This is a genomic window from Piezobacter thermophilus (assembly GCF_055386745.1).
Map to the genome: position 1 here is coordinate 3,094,818 of NZ_AP042380.1, position 16,556 is coordinate 3,111,373.

The 16,556-nt window shown below is 62.2% G+C and carries 21 protein-coding genes; 10 read left to right on the forward strand and 11 right to left on the reverse strand.

The features are described 5' to 3' along the window. The first annotated feature begins 2 nt into the window (after positions 1–2). The 7 genes from ACZ5CM_RS14995 to ACZ5CM_RS15025 all read left to right on the forward strand — a co-directional run bounded on the left by ACZ5CM_RS14995 (position 3) and on the right by ACZ5CM_RS15025 (position 3,926). Positions 3–614, forward strand: a complete 612-nt coding sequence (locus ACZ5CM_RS14995; protein WP_464639805.1) for a BMC domain-containing protein — start codon at positions 3–5, stop codon at positions 612–614. Continuing rightward, entirely contained in the window at positions 614–1,054 is a 441-nt protein-coding gene (locus ACZ5CM_RS15000) for a hypothetical protein (RefSeq protein ID WP_464639807.1), read from the forward strand. The genes ACZ5CM_RS14995 and ACZ5CM_RS15000 overlap by 1 nt, the downstream gene beginning before the upstream one ends. Next, the gene (locus ACZ5CM_RS15005) at positions 1,051–1,290 is read left to right on the forward strand and encodes a EutN/CcmL family microcompartment protein (RefSeq protein ID WP_464639809.1); all 240 of its coding nucleotides are present in this window, start codon (positions 1,051–1,053) and stop codon (positions 1,288–1,290) included. The genes ACZ5CM_RS15000 and ACZ5CM_RS15005 overlap by 4 nt, the downstream gene beginning before the upstream one ends. A gap of 49 nt (positions 1,291–1,339) precedes the next feature. After that, positions 1,340–1,624 (forward strand): BMC domain-containing protein, encoded by a 285-nt coding sequence (locus tag ACZ5CM_RS15010; protein ID WP_464639811.1) that lies wholly within the window; start codon positions 1,340–1,342, stop codon positions 1,622–1,624. Positions 1,625–1,645: 21 nt separating this feature from the next. Further along, positions 1,646–2,275, forward strand: coding sequence for a hypothetical protein (locus ACZ5CM_RS15015; RefSeq protein ID WP_464639813.1), 630 nt, complete (start codon positions 1,646–1,648; stop codon positions 2,273–2,275). Then, positions 2,272–2,943 carry a cysteine hydrolase family protein gene (locus ACZ5CM_RS15020; protein ID WP_464639815.1) on the forward strand — a complete coding sequence of 224 codons (672 nt, stop codon included), beginning with the start codon at positions 2,272–2,274 and terminating at the stop codon, positions 2,941–2,943. Before ACZ5CM_RS15015 ends, ACZ5CM_RS15020 begins: the two co-directional genes overlap by 4 nt. Before the next feature lie 119 nt (positions 2,944–3,062). Next, entirely contained in the window at positions 3,063–3,926 is an 864-nt protein-coding gene (locus ACZ5CM_RS15025; protein WP_464639817.1) for a sterol desaturase family protein, read from the forward strand. Between the two features lie 43 nt (positions 3,927–3,969). On the opposite strand, the gene ACZ5CM_RS15030 is transcribed toward ACZ5CM_RS15025, so the two are convergent. The 10 genes from ACZ5CM_RS15030 to ACZ5CM_RS15075 all read right to left on the reverse strand — a co-directional run bounded on the left by ACZ5CM_RS15030 (position 3,970) and on the right by ACZ5CM_RS15075 (position 11,946). Beyond that, positions 3,970–4,350 carry a hypothetical protein gene (locus ACZ5CM_RS15030; protein ID WP_464639818.1) on the reverse strand — a complete coding sequence of 127 codons (381 nt, stop codon included), beginning with the start codon at positions 4,348–4,350 and terminating at the stop codon, positions 3,970–3,972. After that, entirely contained in the window at positions 4,350–5,444 is a 1,095-nt protein-coding gene (locus ACZ5CM_RS15035) for an EscU/YscU/HrcU family type III secretion system export apparatus switch protein (protein ID WP_464639820.1), read from the reverse strand. The genes ACZ5CM_RS15030 and ACZ5CM_RS15035 overlap by 1 nt, the downstream gene beginning before the upstream one ends. Then, a complete protein-coding gene (locus ACZ5CM_RS15040) occupies positions 5,426–6,196 on the reverse strand; it encodes a flagellar biosynthetic protein FliR (protein WP_464639822.1) in 771 nt (256 codons plus the stop codon). Before ACZ5CM_RS15040 ends, ACZ5CM_RS15035 begins: the two co-directional genes overlap by 19 nt. Beyond that, on the reverse strand, positions 6,193–8,253 hold the full coding sequence (flhA, locus tag ACZ5CM_RS15045) for a flagellar biosynthesis protein FlhA (protein WP_464642644.1): 2,061 nt from the start codon (positions 8,251–8,253) through the stop codon (positions 6,193–6,195). The genes ACZ5CM_RS15040 and flhA overlap by 4 nt, the downstream gene beginning before the upstream one ends. 69 nt (positions 8,254–8,322) lie before the next feature. Beyond that, entirely contained in the window at positions 8,323–9,051 is a 729-nt protein-coding gene (locus tag ACZ5CM_RS15050; protein ID WP_464639824.1) for a transglycosylase SLT domain-containing protein, read from the reverse strand. Positions 9,052–9,058: 7 nt separating this feature from the next. Beyond that, positions 9,059–9,469, reverse strand: a complete 411-nt coding sequence (gene flbT, locus ACZ5CM_RS15055) for a flagellar biosynthesis repressor FlbT (protein ID WP_464639825.1) — start codon at positions 9,467–9,469, stop codon at positions 9,059–9,061. Then, positions 9,470–9,835: a flagellar biosynthesis regulator FlaF gene (flaF, locus tag ACZ5CM_RS15060; protein WP_464639827.1), complete on the reverse strand. Its 366-nt coding sequence runs from the start codon at positions 9,833–9,835 to the stop codon at positions 9,470–9,472. Between the two features lie 65 nt (positions 9,836–9,900). Next, positions 9,901–11,112: a flagellin N-terminal helical domain-containing protein gene (locus ACZ5CM_RS15065; protein WP_464639829.1), complete on the reverse strand. Its 1,212-nt coding sequence runs from the start codon at positions 11,110–11,112 to the stop codon at positions 9,901–9,903. Positions 11,113–11,315: 203 nt separating this feature from the next. Then, positions 11,316–11,672: a flagellar biosynthesis protein FlgN gene (locus ACZ5CM_RS15070; RefSeq protein WP_464639830.1), complete on the reverse strand. Its 357-nt coding sequence runs from the start codon at positions 11,670–11,672 to the stop codon at positions 11,316–11,318. Next, positions 11,662–11,946, reverse strand: a complete 285-nt coding sequence (locus tag ACZ5CM_RS15075) for a rod-binding protein (protein ID WP_464639831.1) — start codon at positions 11,944–11,946, stop codon at positions 11,662–11,664. Before ACZ5CM_RS15075 ends, ACZ5CM_RS15070 begins: the two co-directional genes overlap by 11 nt. On the opposite strand from ACZ5CM_RS15075, the gene ACZ5CM_RS15080 reads away from it, so the two are divergent. The 3 genes from ACZ5CM_RS15080 to ACZ5CM_RS15090 are packed head-to-tail and all read left to right on the forward strand — an operon-like array spanning position 11,945 to position 15,205. Beyond that, the gene (locus ACZ5CM_RS15080) at positions 11,945–13,540 is read left to right on the forward strand and encodes a flagellar hook-length control protein FliK (protein ID WP_464639833.1); all 1,596 of its coding nucleotides are present in this window, start codon (positions 11,945–11,947) and stop codon (positions 13,538–13,540) included. The genes ACZ5CM_RS15075 and ACZ5CM_RS15080 overlap by 2 nt on opposite strands. Before the next feature lie 5 nt (positions 13,541–13,545). After that, complete coding sequence (locus ACZ5CM_RS15085; protein WP_464639834.1) at positions 13,546–14,340, forward strand: flagellar hook capping FlgD N-terminal domain-containing protein; 795 nt, start codon at positions 13,546–13,548, stop codon at positions 14,338–14,340. Next, positions 14,330–15,205, forward strand: coding sequence for a phosphotransferase family protein (locus tag ACZ5CM_RS15090; protein ID WP_464639836.1), 876 nt, complete (start codon positions 14,330–14,332; stop codon positions 15,203–15,205). Before ACZ5CM_RS15085 ends, ACZ5CM_RS15090 begins: the two co-directional genes overlap by 11 nt. Here the strand turns inward: ACZ5CM_RS15090 and ACZ5CM_RS15095 are convergent. Continuing rightward, complete coding sequence (locus ACZ5CM_RS15095) at positions 15,163–16,488, reverse strand: UDP-glucose dehydrogenase family protein (protein WP_464639838.1); 1,326 nt, start codon at positions 16,486–16,488, stop codon at positions 15,163–15,165. The genes ACZ5CM_RS15090 and ACZ5CM_RS15095 overlap by 43 nt on opposite strands. Positions 16,489–16,556: the final 68 nt, after the last annotated feature.

The following is a 16,556-nucleotide window of genomic DNA, read 5'->3' on the forward strand; positions in this document are numbered from 1 at the left end:
CCATGGCCGAGCTTCGTTCCTTCATCTTCATCGACCAGCTGCAGCCGCAGACGCTGGCCTATATCTCGACCTGGATGCGCGGATCGCTGCCGCGGGCACGCATGGCCGCGCAGATCATCGAGATCGCGCCGGGGCTGGACATCGAGGCGCTGACCGACGTGGCGCTGAAAAGCGCCGAGGTCAAAGCCGGCCTGCTGGTGGTCGAACGCCAGTTCGGCACGTTGGAATTCCATTCCCGCTCGACGGCCGAGGTGCACGCCGGCGCCGAGGCGGTTCTGGACGCGCTGGGCGCCAGCCGCGACGACGTGGCGCCGCCGCAGATTCTGGCCTCGAAGATCGTCACGCGGGTGGACCGCCAGCACGCCTTTCTCATCAACCGCAACAAGCTGGGCTCGATGATCGTGGCCGGCGACAGCCTGTATCTCCTGGAATGCCGCTCGGCCTCCTACGCCATTCTTGCCTGCAACGAGGCCGAGAAGGAGGCAAACATCAAGGTCATCGACTACCGCATGATCGGCGCCAACGGGCGGCTGTATCTGGCCGGTGACGAGGCCGAGGTGCGCAATGCCCGCGACGCGGCCGAGGCGGCGCTGCATGCGGCGGGGGCGCGTTGATGTCGGAGTTGCGCGAGCTCATACGCGAAGTCCTGGCCGAAGAGCTGGGGCGAATGGGCGTGGCGCCGCAGGAACGGCCGCAGGTCACCGAAGAACTGGTGACGATCCGCTCCAACGCCGATCTGGCGGCCTTCGTGAAGCGCCTCTTGCGCGCCGCGCAGGACGGCCGGTTGCGCGCCGACATCGAGGCCGGGCGGCACGTGTTCCGCCTTGCCGACACGGCATCCCCGGCACCGGTGCAGGCCCACATGCCGCTCGCGCCGGCGCCGGGTGCGTCCCACCCGGTCCGTTTCGAACGCGGGCTGGTCGGCGAACGCGACGTGGCCTCGCTGCCGGCCGGAACGCGCACCGTGAGGTTGGGAAAAACCGCCCGTCTGACGCCGCTTGCCCGGGACGAGCTGCGGCGACGGGGTATTGAAGTGGAAAGGTCGGACACATGATCCAGGGCAAGGTGACCGGACGCGTCTGGTCCTCGAAACACATCGAAACCATGCCGGGCGGCGCCCTGCTGGAAGTGACGCTTGAAAACGGTACGACGCTGGTCGCGCTCGACCCGCTGGGCTGTGCCGAGGGGGAAAGCGTTCTGGTCACGCAAGGATCGGTCGCGGCGGCCTATTTCACGAAGATGAAGGCGCCCATCGATGCGCTCATCATCGGCTCCATCGACGAGACATGACCGGGTGTGGCCGGCCCGAAACGAAACCGCAATGACAGGAGACGGAAAAATGGCAAGTCAGGCACTTGGAATGATCGAAACCCGCGGCTATGTGCCGGCACTGGCCGGCGCGGATGCCATGGTGAAGGCCGCCAACGTGGAAATCGTCGCCCGCAACGAAGTCGGCGGCGGGCTGGTTTCGGTGGTGGTTCGCGGCGACGTGGGCGCGGTGAAGGCCGCGACCGAGGCCGGCGCCGAGGCCGCCAACCAGATTGGCGAGGTTGTCGCCGTCCATGTGATCCCGCGGCCGCATGGCGATCTGGGCAAGCATTTCACTGCCATCGCGCAGAAATAACCCTCGGCAAAGGACAGCGCCATGACCGAGCTACGGGTCTATCTGCCAATCCACGATCTGCAGCCACAATTCGCGGCATGGCTGTCCTCGCCGACCCGCGCCAGGGGTTATCCGCCCTACCAGGGTCAGCATTCCCTGATCGTCGAGGTGTCGCCGGCGCTGGCGATTCACCGCATCGTTGACCTGGCGCTTAAGGAAGCCCCGGACATGGAGCCCGGCCTGCTCTTCACCGAGCGCCAGTTCGGCCTGCTGGAGCTTCATTCCGACGATGCCGCCGATCTCGATGCCGCTGGGCGGGCAGTCCTGAAGGGGATCGGGGCGAAATCCTCGGATCAGCTGGCGCCCGAGATCCTGTTCCACGATATCATCGAGGACATTTCGGACCAGCATGCGATCATCCTCAACCGCACCCGCGACGGCTCGATCCTCGTGCCGGGGGTGTCGCTGCTGATCTTCGAGATGGCCCCGGCGCTTTTCGCCTGCGTCGCCGCGAACGAGGCCGAGCGCGCCGCGCCGGCGGCGGTCATCAACGACGTGCAGATGATGGGGGCATCGGGGCGGGTGTTCATGTCGGGCACAACCGCCGATCTTGAGCGCGCCCGCGACGCGATCATCGCCACGCTGGAGGGGGTGAAGGGGCGCAAGCGATGAGCGACTGGAAATCGGCCTTTCGCAGCTTCTACTATGCCAATGCCGATCCGCCGGAGGACATCCGCCTGCGGCCCGAAGAAACCGCCGTGCTGGTGATCGACATCCAGAACACCTATCTGGAGCCCAAGGACGACCCCGACGAAAACGCCGCCTGGGAGCCCTTTTTCACGCGAATGCGGGAAACCGTCATTCCCGGGGCCGCGCGTCTGATCGACTGGGCAAGAGGGGCCGGGATCGAGGTGATCTTCGCCCGCATCGCCTGTCTGAAGCGCGACGGCCGCGACCGATCGCTGAGTCAGAAGAAGCCCGGCTTCAACTACCTGTTGCTGCCCAAGGATCGGGAAGACAGCCAGATCGTGCCGGAACTGGCGCCGGGCGACGATGACATCACGATCGTCAAGACGACGGACAGCGCACTCACCGGCACCAATCTGCGGCTGATCCTGCACAATATGGGCATCCGCAACGTGATCGTCGCCGGCATCTTCACCGATCAATGCGTAAGCTCGACCGTCCGGTCGCTGGCCGATGAAAGCTTCAACGTGGTGGTGGTCGAGGATTGCTGCGCCGCCGGAACCGAGGCGCTGCACCGCCACGAGCTGGAGGTCATCAACATGATCTATTGCCATGTGGTGGCGCTGGAGGACGTTTCGGATTTCCTGATCTGAACCCGACGGGGGAGCGGAACTTCGCCGCCCCGGGCACGAAACGGTGAAGCCGGCGCGCTTGTGCCGTCGCGGCAAGTCCGGTTGAATATGCGCATGGCATCGGCCCGGGATCGCGACACATGACCGACCTGCTCTTGTCAAACGAAGGCCCGCTTCGGCTTGCGGTATTCCTGGGCATCCTGATCGTCATGGCAATCTGGGAGGTCGCCGCCCCGCGCCGCCGGATAGAAATCCCCCGCCTGATCCGCTGGACCAACAACCTGGGCGTCGTGGTGCTCGACACGATCCTGGTGCGGCTGACCTTTCCGGTGGTGGCCGTCGGCCTGGCCCTGGTGGCGCAAGACAGGGGCTGGGGCCTTTTCAACATCTTCCAGGTCCCGGAATGGGTGGCGATCGTCGCCTCGGTCGTGATCCTCGATTTCGTGATCTACCTGCAGCACGTCCTGTTCCACGCAGTCCCCGTGCTGTGGCGGCTGCACCGGATGCACCACGCCGATCAGGCCATCGACGTGACCACCGGGTTGCGGTTCCACCCGATCGAGATCCTGCTGTCCATGGGGATCAAGCTGGCCGCCGTCCTGGCGCTGGGCCCGCCGGCCGTGGCGGTTCTGATCTTCGAGGTGCTGCTCAACGGCACCGCCATGTTCAACCACTCCAACATCCGGATACCCCCGGCGGTGGATCGCATCCTGCGCCTGTTCGTCGTCACCCCCGACATGCACCGCGTCCACCATTCGATCATCCGGCGGGAAACCGACAGCAATTACGGCTTCAACCTGCCATGGTGGGACCGCCTGTTCGGAACCTACATTGCGCAGCCGCAAAAGGGGCACGAGGGCATGACCATCGGCATCGAACAGTTCCGTACCCGGCGCGACCAGTGGCTCGACCGGATGCTGATCCAGCCCCTGCTCGGACCCGCCAACGGTCCCGATCCAGATGACAGGAAAAAGGCGGTCCGACCGGCCCCGCAAGACGACTGACCCGCATCCGCCCCGCAGACCCGGCACCGCCCGACCGCGAGCATCACCTCCGGCCGGCGCGCCGTCCCTTCCGACCCCGGCCGAGGTGGATATCCACAAGATGCCGCACGGCCATATGCCTTCCGAAACTGTCCCTGACCGCATCCCGCAGCTTCGCTTTCTCGGGCTGAAGGCGATCAAGCCCGTCGTTCAGATCCGAGACCGCGCGCGCACACCAGAGGCTCCATGCGGAATGGATTTCCGGGTGTCTCATCGCGGAAAGGCCCTCGCGCCCGGCCGTGGCGGCCGCCTGCCGTTCGCGGATACTGTCGATGTCATGGCGCAGTCTTCTTTCCTCGGCCAGCACCACCTCAAGCCGGGCGGATGCCTTCAGAAAGATGACCTCTGCGACCTTGTTCAAGCGCTCCAGATCCCGCTTCTTCATCAGATCCCCCGCCTGGCCCGTGCCCGCATGTCTTCGGCGAAACGAATGGCCATCGCGACGGGGCGATAGAAGGTCTCGTCGATCTCTTGCCCCAGTTCTACGGAGGAATACAGTGAACGCGCCGTCGGCGGATCGGAATGCACGGGAACACGCGCCTCTTCCGCGACTCGGCGCATGGTGAGCGCAATCTCGTCCACCCCCTTGGCCACGCAGACAGGCGCGGTGCCCGGCCGGCGTTCCCATCTCAGCGCAACCGCAAAATGCGTCGGGTTGACGATGACGACGTCGGCCTTGGGTACCTCGGACAGCATCTGGTTCGTGGCAATTTCCTGCGCCCGTCGCCGCCTTTGCCCCTTTGCATGTGGATCGCCTTCGGATTCCTTGACCTCTTCCTCCAACTCCTTCCGGGTCATCCTGTTGCGCTGAAGATACTGAAATCGTTGCCAGACAAGATCGATCACCGCGATCGGAACCGAAACGGCGAGTACCACAAGCAAGGCGCCATCCAGGAATTTCACTGCCCCGATGGCGGCAATGCGCCCTTCCAGATCGAGAAGCGCGACGATGTCATCCTCTCGCGTGCGGACGAACTGAACCGTGACAAGCACGAAAATCGCACTTTTGGCGACATTCTTCGCAAACTCCACCATTGTGGCGCGTCCGAACCTCTTGGAGAGATTCCTGGCAAGGGAAAGCCGTTCCGGCTTCGGCGCCAGATTGCCGCCGGTCAGGGTCAGCCCCCGCTGCAGGATCAGCACGCCAAGAACCAGGACTCCGGGCAACGCCAGAAAAACGGCAACCGCCTGCAAGGCCGACAGAACGCGCGCTCGAATGGCCGCGCCATTTCCCGCATCGGGAAAGGCGGCAAGCGAGTTCGCTTGCTCCATGAACGACCCGAGCGCGCTTATGGTTTCGGGCGCTTTCGAATATGCGAAAACCAGCGCCGCAAGGTACAGGCCCGCATAGGATGCTGCCGCCAGCAAGTCGGTCGAACGCGCGATATCGCCACGCGAACGCGCCTTTTCCAGCTTCCGGGCCGTTGGCTGGTGGGATTTTTCCTGCGCACTATCCTCGCTCACGGCCCATCCCCCCACATCGGCCCCCAGAGCACATTCAACGCCCCCTGCCAAGCGGCCAGAAGATACGGCGCGGTCAGAAAAAGAAGGTAGAGCGCCAGAAGCGAAATCAGCGGCGCCCCCACCAGGGCCACCATCATCTGTGGCATTGCGCGGTTCAGCACACCCAGTGACAGGTTGTAGATCAACGAAATCACGAGGAATGGCGCGGCGAACGCCACTGCCAGGGAAAACGCCTTGGAAACAAGAAGGACGATGCCCTGAACCGGTACCCCGAAACCGATTTCTCCTCCGATCGGGAACAGCTCGAACGACGCCTGCAAGAACTCTGTAAAGCGTACCAGGATTCCCGATGAGGCCAGAAGATACATGCCCGCCATTGAAAGAATCTGACCGATTGCCGGGGCAGGTTCGACCGCGTTGCCGCCCGCAAGCTGCGACAGCGCCGTCGAATTGGCCGCGATTGATCCGGCAATTTCCAGTGCGTATATTGCAAGGCGGAATACGAAACCGGTGAGGAGGCCGAAGAGAACTTCGATCAGCGGGATCCTGACGGCGTCCACGGGGTTTGCCGGCTCCACGCGGATGTCGAACAGAAAAACCGCCGATACGGAAAGTGAAAAGGCGATCGATGCCCGCAATCGCATCGACACGACCCCGTCGCCGAACCCGGGAAACATCAGCAGCATCGCCATGGCCCGAGAAAATACAACCAGAACGGGGTAGCCCTGTCGCAACAGGATGGCCGTCAATTCCTGTCCATCGGTCATGGCGCAATCACCGCGATCAGGCTTGGTCGCGCCTCCATTCCGATCTCTTCGAAGGACATCACCGGGTTGGGAAGGTTTCTTGCCCTGGTCACGGACTGCAGAAACCGCCTCCATCTTGACGACACGGCGACCACAGCCGTAACCCCCGACTGCGCGGCCCTCTCCGCGTGTTCCACGATCTGGTCGGAAAGTTTCTCGGCAAGTTCGGGCGGCAACGCCACAACGGGAAAGGCGGCCTCGGTTCGCACCTGACAGGATTCGAAGGTCTCTTCCCAGCGGGGCGAGATCTGAAGAAGCGGCACCCGGCCATCCTCGTCGCGCGCTTCTGCCACGAGTTGAAAGCTCAGGCGCTTGCGGACCAGTTCGCACAGAACTTCCGGCTGTGTCGTCGTCTGGCGTGCCTCGGCAATGGTTTCGAGGATCACGGGAAGATTGCGGATCGACACTCGTTCCTCAAGCAGCAGACGAAGAACCTCGTGAAGGGTTTCCAGTTGGACCTTGTCCGGAATCAGTTCGTCAAGAAATTTTCTGTTGGCCTCGGCGCGCGCCGGATCCGAGAGATTCGTCAACTCTGCAAGGAGTCGCCGCAGGGATTTCAGCGTCAGAAGACGGGAGAGGTTTTTCCTCACGATTTCAAACAGATGTGTTGCCAGGATTTCCGGAGGAGTGACCACAGTTGCGCCGGTCAGAACGGCCGCTTCCTGATCCTTCTTCGAGATCCACCGGGCCGGCGCACCGTAGACAGGTTCCTCTACCTCCTTGCCCGCCGGCAAGGCGTCACTCCTCTCGGGAGCAAGAGCCAGAACCAGATCCGCATGCAAGACCCCCCGGGCCTGCTCGACCCCCTGGATATGGATGACGTAGGTTCCTGCTGGCAGTTCGGGTTGATCAGTCAACCGTATTTCCGGGAGAATCACCCCGAACGTGCGGGCCACATGCGTCCGCATGTTTGAAATGCGCGCGTCGAGCCCGGTTCCCGCATCCAACACCATCGAAACGAGATCCGGGGCAAACTCGATATGAATGTCATCAAGATCCAGTATGTCGCCGAGAACAGGGGTTTCGGGCGCGGCGTCTCCCTCGTCGGCGATTTCAGCCGTCGCCTCCTGTTCCGCCTCGCGCTGCCGAACCTTGTAGGAGATTCCCGCGAGGAAAAGCGCTCCGGCCATGAACGGGAAAAAGGGCAGCCCGGGCACAAGCGCGAAAACCCCCAGGAGAACGGCCACCGAAGCTAGCGCCGAAGGATTCCTGCCGAGCTGACCGAAAAGGGCGATATCCGTCGGTCCGGACGTCCCACCGCGCGCCAGTAGCAGGGCTGCCGCAATGGAAATGATGACGGCGGGAATCTGGGTCACGAGACCATCGCCGACCGTAAGAATCGCGTAGGTTCGGAATGCATCCGCGACCGGCATGCCATGAACGAAGATGCCCATTGCCAACCCGACCAGCAGATTCAGAAGAGTAATCAGAACCCCTGCGATTGCATCCCCCTTGACGAATTTCGACGCACCGTCAAGAGAACCGAAAAAGGTGGTTTCCTGTTGTTCGAGTTCGCGCCGCCGCTTTGCCTCTTCATGAGAAATCGCCCCGGCCGAAAGGTCACTGTCAATAGCCAGTTGCCGGCCAGGCATTCCGTCCAGAGCGAATCTTGCGCCGACCTCGGCCATCCGGGCGGCGCCTTTCGTGATCACGATGAAATTGACGATGAGCAACACGCCGAACACCACCAGTCCCAGAAACGCGTTTCCGCCCATTACGAAATTCGCAACGCCTTCGATCACATCACCCGCCGCATCGGTTCCCGTGTGACCCTGCCCAATGATCAGCTTTGTCGATGAGACATTGAGCGCGAGCCGCAACATGAGGGATGCGATCAGGGCGGTCGGGAAGGAAGAAAAGTCCAGCGGTCTGTCGATGAACAGCGTGACCGAAAAAATGAGGATGGCCAACGCGAAAGATGCTGCCAGACCTGCATCCAGAACGACCGCAGGAACCGGGAGAATCATCATCAGGATGACCGCCATGAGAGCCATGGCTAGCGCGACAGTCGGGGACATGATCGCCTGAATTGCAAACCGGTTCACAGTGTTTCTTCCCTCGATGGCCGCCCACTGCCAATGGCGCATTCAGAACAGCGGGCCCGTCCTTTCCCGCAAATTCACAAGCGGAAGGTTAGTTTTTCGTGAAAATGGTGCAATTTCCGGGGTCGAGTTCGGCAGGATATCCGGGGCCGGGATCGACGGAGAGCCCTCGATCCGCTGTTCGGCGCGCATTACGCGTGCCACATAGGCTTCGCTCAATACCCTTGTGCGAGAATGATAGGCACCAACCGCCTCGCGCCACGTCCCGTATTCCTGAAAAAGCTCAACAAGATATCTGGCGGCCCCCTCCGCATTGGCACGGGGCGAGAACATTTCTTCCAACCCCTCGAATTTCGATCCATGCCAGCGGTAATTCAACTGGAAACATCCAACATCAAAGGATCTGACCCCCCGGTCGATCAAGGCCGACGCATATTTCACAGCCTCTTCCTTCGAGCGGAAGCGAAGCCCTTTGCTGCGCACATTTATCGTCCACGGCCAAGGCGCGAAGACTCCGTCGCGCGTCAGGCCGGATTCCACCCGCCCGATCGCTTTCAAAGTCTTGCGGGATATACCGAAAATCCGGGCCGCCCGAGTGGCTTCGCGGTCGCATATCTCGATCTCGCGGATCGGCCCGACAACCGGGAACCTCGTGGCAGTCAGGACCGACGGCGACGAGAAGGCCAGGTTCGGAGTCAGAATTTCACGCAGACTTGCCAGCAGGATCACAAGGGACCGCAGTTGCCACGACAACGCCCTTGCAGCACCGATCATCCCGGCCTCAGCTCTGTTGCCGCGCAACCGCGAGCAACCTGCTCTCGCGGGACAGCAGGCGGCGCAATGCCTTCAGGCAGCGATAGTATTTCTCCGATACCAGCGCTTCGGTCGCATCAGCGAGTACCGAGCGACTGTCGGCATCGGTAAAGATCTGGCTGAGCTCCTCGATGCGGCGCAGGAGCATCTGGCGCGCCGCCTCCGGCTCAAGGTCACCGGTCAGAACCAGCTGTGCCGCATAGCAGACCCGCTTTACCGGCGTGTTGGCATCGCCGGGGTGAATGGCGTCGCGCAGGCGCAAGATGTTCGCACCCGTTGTCAGGATGGAAAGCCGGCAACGGCGATCGCCATTCTCGATCACGGCGCCGTTGATCAGCACCCGCTCCTTGGGTGCAAGTTTCAGAACAAGCCCGGGCATCTATTCGGTCTCTCCGCGAAGGCCGCGCATGATCGCGGTATTGATGTCCACCAGGGGTGCGGCGGAGGCCTCACCCGACAACACCTTCGGCGTATGGTGATGCGTGAAACGCGCAAGGTAGAAGATCCGGGCCCGCAAATCCCTGGGAAGCGCATTGTCGTTGTCCGCGACCTGGGTGGCGAAAACCGTCCACAGGCGCGTATTGTCATGCAGCGCTGCTGCGAGCTCGGGGAAATGCCCGTCTCGCTCGGCGTTCGAGATGCTCCGCGTAATCCGAGCCAGAATATTGTACTCCAGACCACGGCCGGTTCGAACCGGAGCGGCGACATCGGAATAGGCCCATTTCTGTTGTGAAGTTTGCTTCACGTCAAAACCTCATCAAGGTTGGAAATGAGTGGATCGGAGCGATTTTCGCTCCGATCCAGTTCTGCTCAACGGAAGAGCGCCAGGATCGTCTGGGGCGACCGATTGGCAATGGACAGGGACTGAACGCCCAGCTGCTGCTGTACCTGCAGCGACTGAAGCCGCGCCGAAGCTTCTTCCATGTTGGCATCGACCATCGACCCGATCCCGGCCTCGAGCGAGTTGGTGAGGTTGGAGACGAACTCGGCCTGGATCGAGATACGCCCTTCGGCCGAACCGAACGAGGCTGCAGCATCGATCGCGGTTCCGATCAGCGTCTCGATGGTGGCCAGCGCAGAGGATGCGCCGCTTGAGGTCGAGACGTCGATATTGGCCATGGCCCCCAGACCACCGGATCCGGCATTGGTGAACTGACCGCTGACGGTCAGATCAACGGTACCGGCATTCGTGAAATTCAGTGTACCAGGCGTCCCGCTGTCGTAATCGACCGTCAGACCGGCAATACCCAGATTGTCGATCTTGTTCTTCAAGGCGACCGCAACGATATCGCTGGTGGTCGTCGCGGCCGCATCATCCGCAGTCACCGTGTACGACACGGTCTTGCCGGCCACGGTCAGGCTGACCTTGTCCCCGGCAACGAACGCCGCACCGTTTTCGGCGATCTCGATCTGTTGGTTCCCACCGCCACTGTTGAGGTTGAAGGCAACCACATCGCCATTGACGGAGGCACCGGTCGAACTTCCGCTGAAGATATCGTTGGCAACATATCCCCCAGTCGAAAGATCCTGGGCCGTGACCGTGATCGAACTGGTCGTCACGTTGCCGGCATTGTCACGATCGAGCGACGCCAGAATGGATGCCGAAGCGACAGTTCCATCCACAAGATTGAGTCCGTTGAACTGAGCGGCACCAATGACCGACTTGATCTGATCCTTCAACGCCGTCACGTCGGCATTGATCTTGTTCCGATCCACGTTCGCTTCCTGCGCCGCGACGATCTTGCCTTTCATCTGGGTCAGCAAATCGGTAACCGTTTCCGCGGCGTTCCTGGCGACGGATACGGTGGACTGCCCCAACGAAAGGCTGTCGGCGATCGCCTTGAAGCCCTTGACATCCGATTCCATCACCTTGGAAATCGCCCAGACCGCCGAGTTGTCCTTGGCGGTCGCGACACGCTTGCCGGTTGAAATCTCGCTTTGCACGCTTGCGAGATTCTTGTTGATGCTCTGGAGTGTCTGCAGCGCGACCATCGCGCCATTGTTCGTCAGAATGCTGGACATTGCTTGTTCCTTCAGTCGCAGGCGTTTCCGCCCAATCTCATCCCGCCCCCTCGGGACGGATCACACGTCTTTCTGACCACTGCGATGGCCGAACCGGCCCCGCGCCACCCGCTGATCGGATGCCCCGACACTCTTGCCTTTCATCTCCTAACGAACGGCTAAGACGTGATCGCCGGTTCTCGAGGATTTGAATCGATTTTCGCTCATGCCCGTTTTTCCAGCTTCGGGCGCAAAATTGTTGCGGCGTTCTCCCGCTTGCCATCCCTGCCGTAGGTCACCAGGCCGTTACAGACCCGGCGAAGCTCTTCAAGCCGGTTGGAAACGGCCCGGATTCCCTCCATCGCGCAGGCCATAAGCCTCTGGTTTCGCGCCATGTTTTCCCGGATTTCGCGCAACCCTTCATTGTCAGGAGGGAAGGCTGCCTCGAGCTGCGCCGCCAATTCCTCCTTGCGCCGTGCGATGTCCTGCAGATCCTTCAACTTCCCGCAAAGCAGAGTGCGCCGCTCCTCTTCGAGAAGATCCGCCATTTCGGATAGATCGAAATACGAATCAGCGGCCATTCTCACGCTCCAACAATTGCCGAAACAGGACATCCGCCAGCCCGATACCCCCGGCATTCACGATTTCCCGGGCCTGAGCCTGCACGAGAAGCGAGCCGAACTGCTCTTCGCCGATCCCGCCCCCCATCCTTTCCGAACTCTTTCCGAGGCCCGCCAGGGACAACATTTCGGCAAGAAAGACCGCCTCCATCGCGCGCGAGGCCTTCGCGAGCGCGTCCTGCGTTCCCTTTTCGACCAATGAAGCAGTACCCGTTCCGACAGCTTGAACTGTCATGAAATTCTCCCTCGAACAATTTCGACCGCCCGCATCCTTGCTGACTCGAGTTAAAAAATCCGAAACCGAATCCTGCCATTTCTACCCTTGGACAAACGGCGAATTGGTCATGGCTGTGACGACATTTCAACTGAATGCGCGAACGAACGATGCAATCGGGATATCTGCGACTCCGGGGGCAGCGCGTGTCGTATCTTCCGCTACCGGGGAAATGACGGGGCAGGGCTTCACCCGCGTTTTCGATGCACTCGACGGCGAAACGGACATCACGGTCGGGGAAAAGGGAGCGAACGGCAAATCCACCGCAGACAAATCGGAGAAGCCGAATCGCGAAGCCGCGGTTTCGGATTCGCCGAATGGGGAAAAGGAAAGCATCGATGATTCGGCCGAAGACATCGGGACAGGTCCGCCCCTTTCTGTCGAGATGGGGACCAGCATTCCGGCGCGAAAGGAGGCCCAGTCTTCAGATGATCTGACCGGGCAGGACAGGACCTCGCAGTCGGCTCGCAATCTTCCGTCTCAGGTCGCTGATATCTCCTCCTCTTTCCGCGTCGAAGCGATTGATCTGGATGATGCGCCACCCGATCAATCCCGCTTGGGTACCATTCCCGACGTACAGATCGGTCTGATGGCCGAGGGATCGAGGCCCGGCGCATCCATCGGCAGTGGCACGGCAATGCCGGAATCCCCCGATGGGGCAGGGATGAACAGCGCCTCGACACCGGACACAACGCTTCTCCACGAATTCGGAAACGAAGATGACCGGTCATTCTTCGGAAAGAACGTGCACGAACCCGATACAAGGGACCGACAACCGGTCTCGGCTCAAGCGGCGGCCATGGATGGCCGCGAGTCGAAGGGTGATATCGGGCGCGACGGGGCATCCTTTCCGAGCCGGAACCCGGGATTGAACGAGTCGAACTCCATCCCCGCATACCCGAAAGGGGACACCATTGCGGCAGGGGCAAGAAACACGCCCGGGGATTTCGAAGCTTCCGCGTCCGGAGCGAATGGCGTGTCGCAGGGCTCGCCATCCGCGATTGCTCTGTCCGATCCGGGACGATCGGCTTTCCCGTCTTTACCGGACATTCCCGAGCGCGAACGGCCATATGACCGCATAGATGCCGTCTCTCTGCCCCCGGCGCAACGGGATCCGGCATTCGCAGGATTCTCTCCGGCAACACGTCCGGTTCTCCATGCCTCCTTTCGCCCGGACATGACCCGAGAGATGGCAATCCTGATTCACAGAAAGACCGACAGGAATTTCGATATCTCACTTCAGCCGGAGGAGTTGGGGCACGTCCGGATGTCCTTGCGGGTGGACGACGCCGGCATTTCCGTGTGGATTTCCGCAGATCGCCCGGTCGCGCAGGATCTGATGCGCCGCCATGCGGATCAACTGGCGGCCAACCTGCATTCCCTGGGCTACGAGGGCGTCAACATCGAATTTGCCGATCATGGCAGTGGTGCGCCCGGCAGCGGCGCACATGTCGCGAACCGGCAACCGGATGCGAAGCATGGCGCCGAAGATGCCTCGGGACCGACCGAGGTGATCCGCCTTCTCGATGAAACCCGACTGGATCTGAGGATCTGACGAAAATGGAACTTTCAGCTTCTTCCCCCCTGCCCGCGACGCTCAGGCCCGAGGGCACGCAACCGGGAACCCGTGATTCGTCTCGCACCGGCCTCACTTCCGACTTTCAGACCTTTCTCAGGATGCTTACGGCCCAGGCCCGGAACCAGGATCCTCTCGAACCCGTCAACTCGAGCGAATACGCCGCGCAACTGGCCCAGTTCGCAATGGTGGAGCAACAGGTGAAGACCAACGAAGCCCTGACGGCCCTGGCAAGCCCGACGAGCGATCTCAATCGAGCCGGTCTCGCCGGCTGGGTCGGGCTCGAAATTCGGACAACGACCGGCACGCCGTTCTCCGGAACGGCGATCCCGCTCTCCGTCACACCTGCCGCCGGCGCCGATCGGGCGAGTCTCGTCATTCTCGATTCGTCCGGAAATGAAATCGGCCGGGAGGATCTTCCCCCCTCGGTTCGGAACTTCTCGTGGACAGGCCAACGACCGGATGGATCGACCTATCCCCCCGGCACCTACGGCTTCTCGGTCGAATTTTTTGCGAAAGATAGCTCCCTCGGCCTGCGCCCGGCCGAAAGCGCCGCGCAGGTGCGAGAGGCGCGGCTGGAAGACGGGGCCGTCATGCTGCAACTGGACGACGGGCGATCGATCCCGGCCGCTTCCGTGATTGCCGTGCGCCAACCGACCGGCAAGGCCCCCTTGCACGACCCCGCCGGCGTGGCTAGGCAGGGCTCCGGCCCGGAAACTCTGACGGAGACCAGTTCTGCAAGCGCTGCCGCATCCTCCGCCGCATTGTTTGATCGCTGATCTCGTCAACACGGGAACCGCGGCTGCCGATACCGGTTTCAGGCCTCTTGGCGGTGGGCGAACCAACGATGTCTGGGCATTTCGATCCGCGAAGGGCGCAGAGCTGGTCCTGAAAACCTATGCCACGGGGGCAAACAACCCGTTGTTTCGGAACGACCCTGCAAGCGAACGCCTGTGCCTGAAATGGCTTGACGGTACCGGGCTGGCGCCACGGCCCGTGGCGACCGGCACCTCCGGGGGCCTCGCCTGGCTGATCTACCGCCATATAGAGGGCCGAACCTGGCGCCGAGGCAGTGCGCGCGTCGCGCAACTGCTGCGGCGGGTTCACGAATTGCCCCCACCCACCGGCCTGCCCGTTCAAGCCGGGGGCAGCCGCCAGCTTTCCCGGCAGGCCGAGAAAATCCTCAGCCGTTGCCCGCCCTCGTCACGGCGGCGGCTGAAGGGACCCGGGCCGGTGGCGCATGTCGACCCCGCTCCGAAACTCTGCCTCGTCCACGGCGATCCGGTGCCCGGCAACATTGTGGTCTCGAACCGCCGGATCGTTCTAATCGACTGGCAGTGCCCCATGCTGGGTGATCCGGCCGAAGACCTCGCCATTTTCCTGTCGCCGGCGATGCAATTCCTCTATCGGGGCTCACCCCTTGCGCGTGCGGAACGACAGGTGTTTCTGCACGCCTATCCTGACCGCGCAACAGTGGCGCGGTTTCTTGTGCTGGAGCCATGGTTCCATTGGCGCATGGCCGCCTACTGCCTGTGGCAGGCCGGTCGGGGCAGGTCCGAATATGCCCGGGCGTTCGAGCTGGAGCGCAAGGCGCTGGCCGCTCAGGCGCCGGCGGATCGCGAGTCCCTGCCGACCGAAACGTAATCGGTGAACCCCGCGCCGATGATCTCGTCGGCCGAATAGACATTGCGCAGATCCGCCATCGCCGGGTTGGCCATGACCCCGGCAAGTCGCGGCAGATCCAGCGCCCGGAATTCGTTCCACTCCGTCAACAGCACCAACGCATCCGCCCCCTCGGCCGCCATATAGGCATCTTCGACCCACTCGACGCCGGGCAGGAGCGCCTCGCCTTCACGCCGCCCCTGCGGGTCAACCACCCGCACCCGAGCGCCCGCGCCGATCAGCGCCGGAACGATGGTCAGCGAGGGCGCTTCACGCATGTCGTCGGTGTTTGGCTTGAATGTCACGCCAAGCACCGCGATTACCTTGCCGGCCACGCGTCCCCCCAGAAGATCGACGATCTTGTCCACCATCCGACGCCGGATCTCGTCATTCACCTTGATCACGGTCTCGACGATCTGCATGGGCACCGCGTGGTCCTGCCCGATCCGGGCCAGAGCGGTTGTGTCCTTGGGAAAACACGACCCTCCATAGCCGGGCCCGGCGTGCAGGAACTTGTTGCCGATCCGGCCATCCAGCCCCATACCCTTGGCAACCTGTTTCACGTCGGCACCCACCCGTTCGCACAGGGCTGCAATTTCGTTGATGAAGGTGATCTTGGTGGCCAGGAAGGCGTTGGCCGCGTATTTTATCATCTCGGCGCTTTCCAGATCGGTGGTGATGATCGGAAACTCGCGCAAGTAAAGCGGGCGGTAGATTGCCGCCATGACCGCCGCGGCACGGTCGCTCTCGACCCCGACGATCACACGGTCGGGGCGCATGAAGTCGTCGATGGCAGCGCCTTCGCGCAGAAACTCGGGGTTCGAGGCAACATCGAATTCGGCCTGCGGGTTGGCCCGCGCAATCACCTTCTTCAACTGCCGGTTGGTGCCCACCGGTACCGTCGATTTGGTCACCACCACCGCATAGCCGGTCAGGGCCCCGGCGATCTCTTCGGCGGCGGACAGGACATAGGAAAGGTCCGCATGCCCGTCTCCGCGCCGGGTCGGCGTGCCCACCGCGATGAACACCGCATCCGCCCCGGCCACGGCCGCCGCAAGATCGGTTGTGAAGGAAAGCCGTCCGGCCGCGACATTGGACTCCATGAGGCGATCAAGCCCGGGTTCGTAAATTGGAACGATACCCTTGTTCAACTGGCCGATCTTGTCGGGATTCTTGTCCACGCAGACGACCTCGTGCCCGAAATCGGAAAAACAGACCCCCGACACCAGGCCGACATAACCCGTCCCGATCATCGCAATCTTCATCTCGACCTGCCTCTTGCCATGGCTGAAATACGCCTGCCTTGCGTGATCCCGTCGCGGCTGTCAACCGT

What these genes read in the sequence shown, in the direction of transcription:
- ACZ5CM_RS14995 (WP_464639805.1), top strand. Translation starts at nt 3, where the DNA reads ATGGCCGAGCTTCGTTCCTTCATCTTCATCGACCAGCTGCAGCCGCAG.
- ACZ5CM_RS15000 (WP_464639807.1), top strand. Translation starts at nt 614, where the DNA reads ATGTCGGAGTTGCGCGAGCTCATACGCGAAGTCCTGGCCGAAGAGCTG.
- ACZ5CM_RS15005 (WP_464639809.1), top strand. Translation starts at nt 1,051, where the DNA reads ATGATCCAGGGCAAGGTGACCGGACGCGTCTGGTCCTCGAAACACATC.
- ACZ5CM_RS15010 (WP_464639811.1), top strand. Translation starts at nt 1,340, where the DNA reads ATGGCAAGTCAGGCACTTGGAATGATCGAAACCCGCGGCTATGTGCCG.
- ACZ5CM_RS15015 (WP_464639813.1), top strand. Translation starts at nt 1,646, where the DNA reads ATGACCGAGCTACGGGTCTATCTGCCAATCCACGATCTGCAGCCACAA.
- ACZ5CM_RS15020 (WP_464639815.1), top strand. Translation starts at nt 2,272, where the DNA reads ATGAGCGACTGGAAATCGGCCTTTCGCAGCTTCTACTATGCCAATGCC.
- ACZ5CM_RS15025 (WP_464639817.1), top strand. Translation starts at nt 3,063, where the DNA reads ATGACCGACCTGCTCTTGTCAAACGAAGGCCCGCTTCGGCTTGCGGTA.
- ACZ5CM_RS15030 (WP_464639818.1), bottom strand. Translation starts at nt 4,350, where the DNA reads ATGAAGAAGCGGGATCTGGAGCGCTTGAACAAGGTCGCAGAGGTCATC.
- ACZ5CM_RS15040 (WP_464639822.1), bottom strand. Translation starts at nt 6,196, where the DNA reads ATGACCGATGGACAGGAATTGACGGCCATCCTGTTGCGACAGGGCTAC.
- flhA (WP_464642644.1), bottom strand. Translation starts at nt 8,253, where the DNA reads ATGTCCCCGACTGTCGCGCTAGCCATGGCTCTCATGGCGGTCATCCTG.
- ACZ5CM_RS15050 (WP_464639824.1), bottom strand. Translation starts at nt 9,051, where the DNA reads ATGATCGGTGCTGCAAGGGCGTTGTCGTGGCAACTGCGGTCCCTTGTG.
- flbT (WP_464639825.1), bottom strand. Translation starts at nt 9,469, where the DNA reads ATGCCCGGGCTTGTTCTGAAACTTGCACCCAAGGAGCGGGTGCTGATC.
- ACZ5CM_RS15065 (WP_464639829.1), bottom strand. Translation starts at nt 11,112, where the DNA reads ATGTCCAGCATTCTGACGAACAATGGCGCGATGGTCGCGCTGCAGACA.
- ACZ5CM_RS15070 (WP_464639830.1), bottom strand. Translation starts at nt 11,672, where the DNA reads ATGGCCGCTGATTCGTATTTCGATCTATCCGAAATGGCGGATCTTCTC.
- ACZ5CM_RS15080 (WP_464639833.1), top strand. Translation starts at nt 11,945, where the DNA reads ATGAAATTCTCCCTCGAACAATTTCGACCGCCCGCATCCTTGCTGACT.
- ACZ5CM_RS15075 (WP_464639831.1), bottom strand. Translation starts at nt 11,946, where the DNA reads ATGACAGTTCAAGCTGTCGGAACGGGTACTGCTTCATTGGTCGAAAAG.
- ACZ5CM_RS15085 (WP_464639834.1), top strand. Translation starts at nt 13,546, where the DNA reads ATGGAACTTTCAGCTTCTTCCCCCCTGCCCGCGACGCTCAGGCCCGAG.
- ACZ5CM_RS15095 (WP_464639838.1), bottom strand. Translation starts at nt 16,488, where the DNA reads ATGAAGATTGCGATGATCGGGACGGGTTATGTCGGCCTGGTGTCGGGG.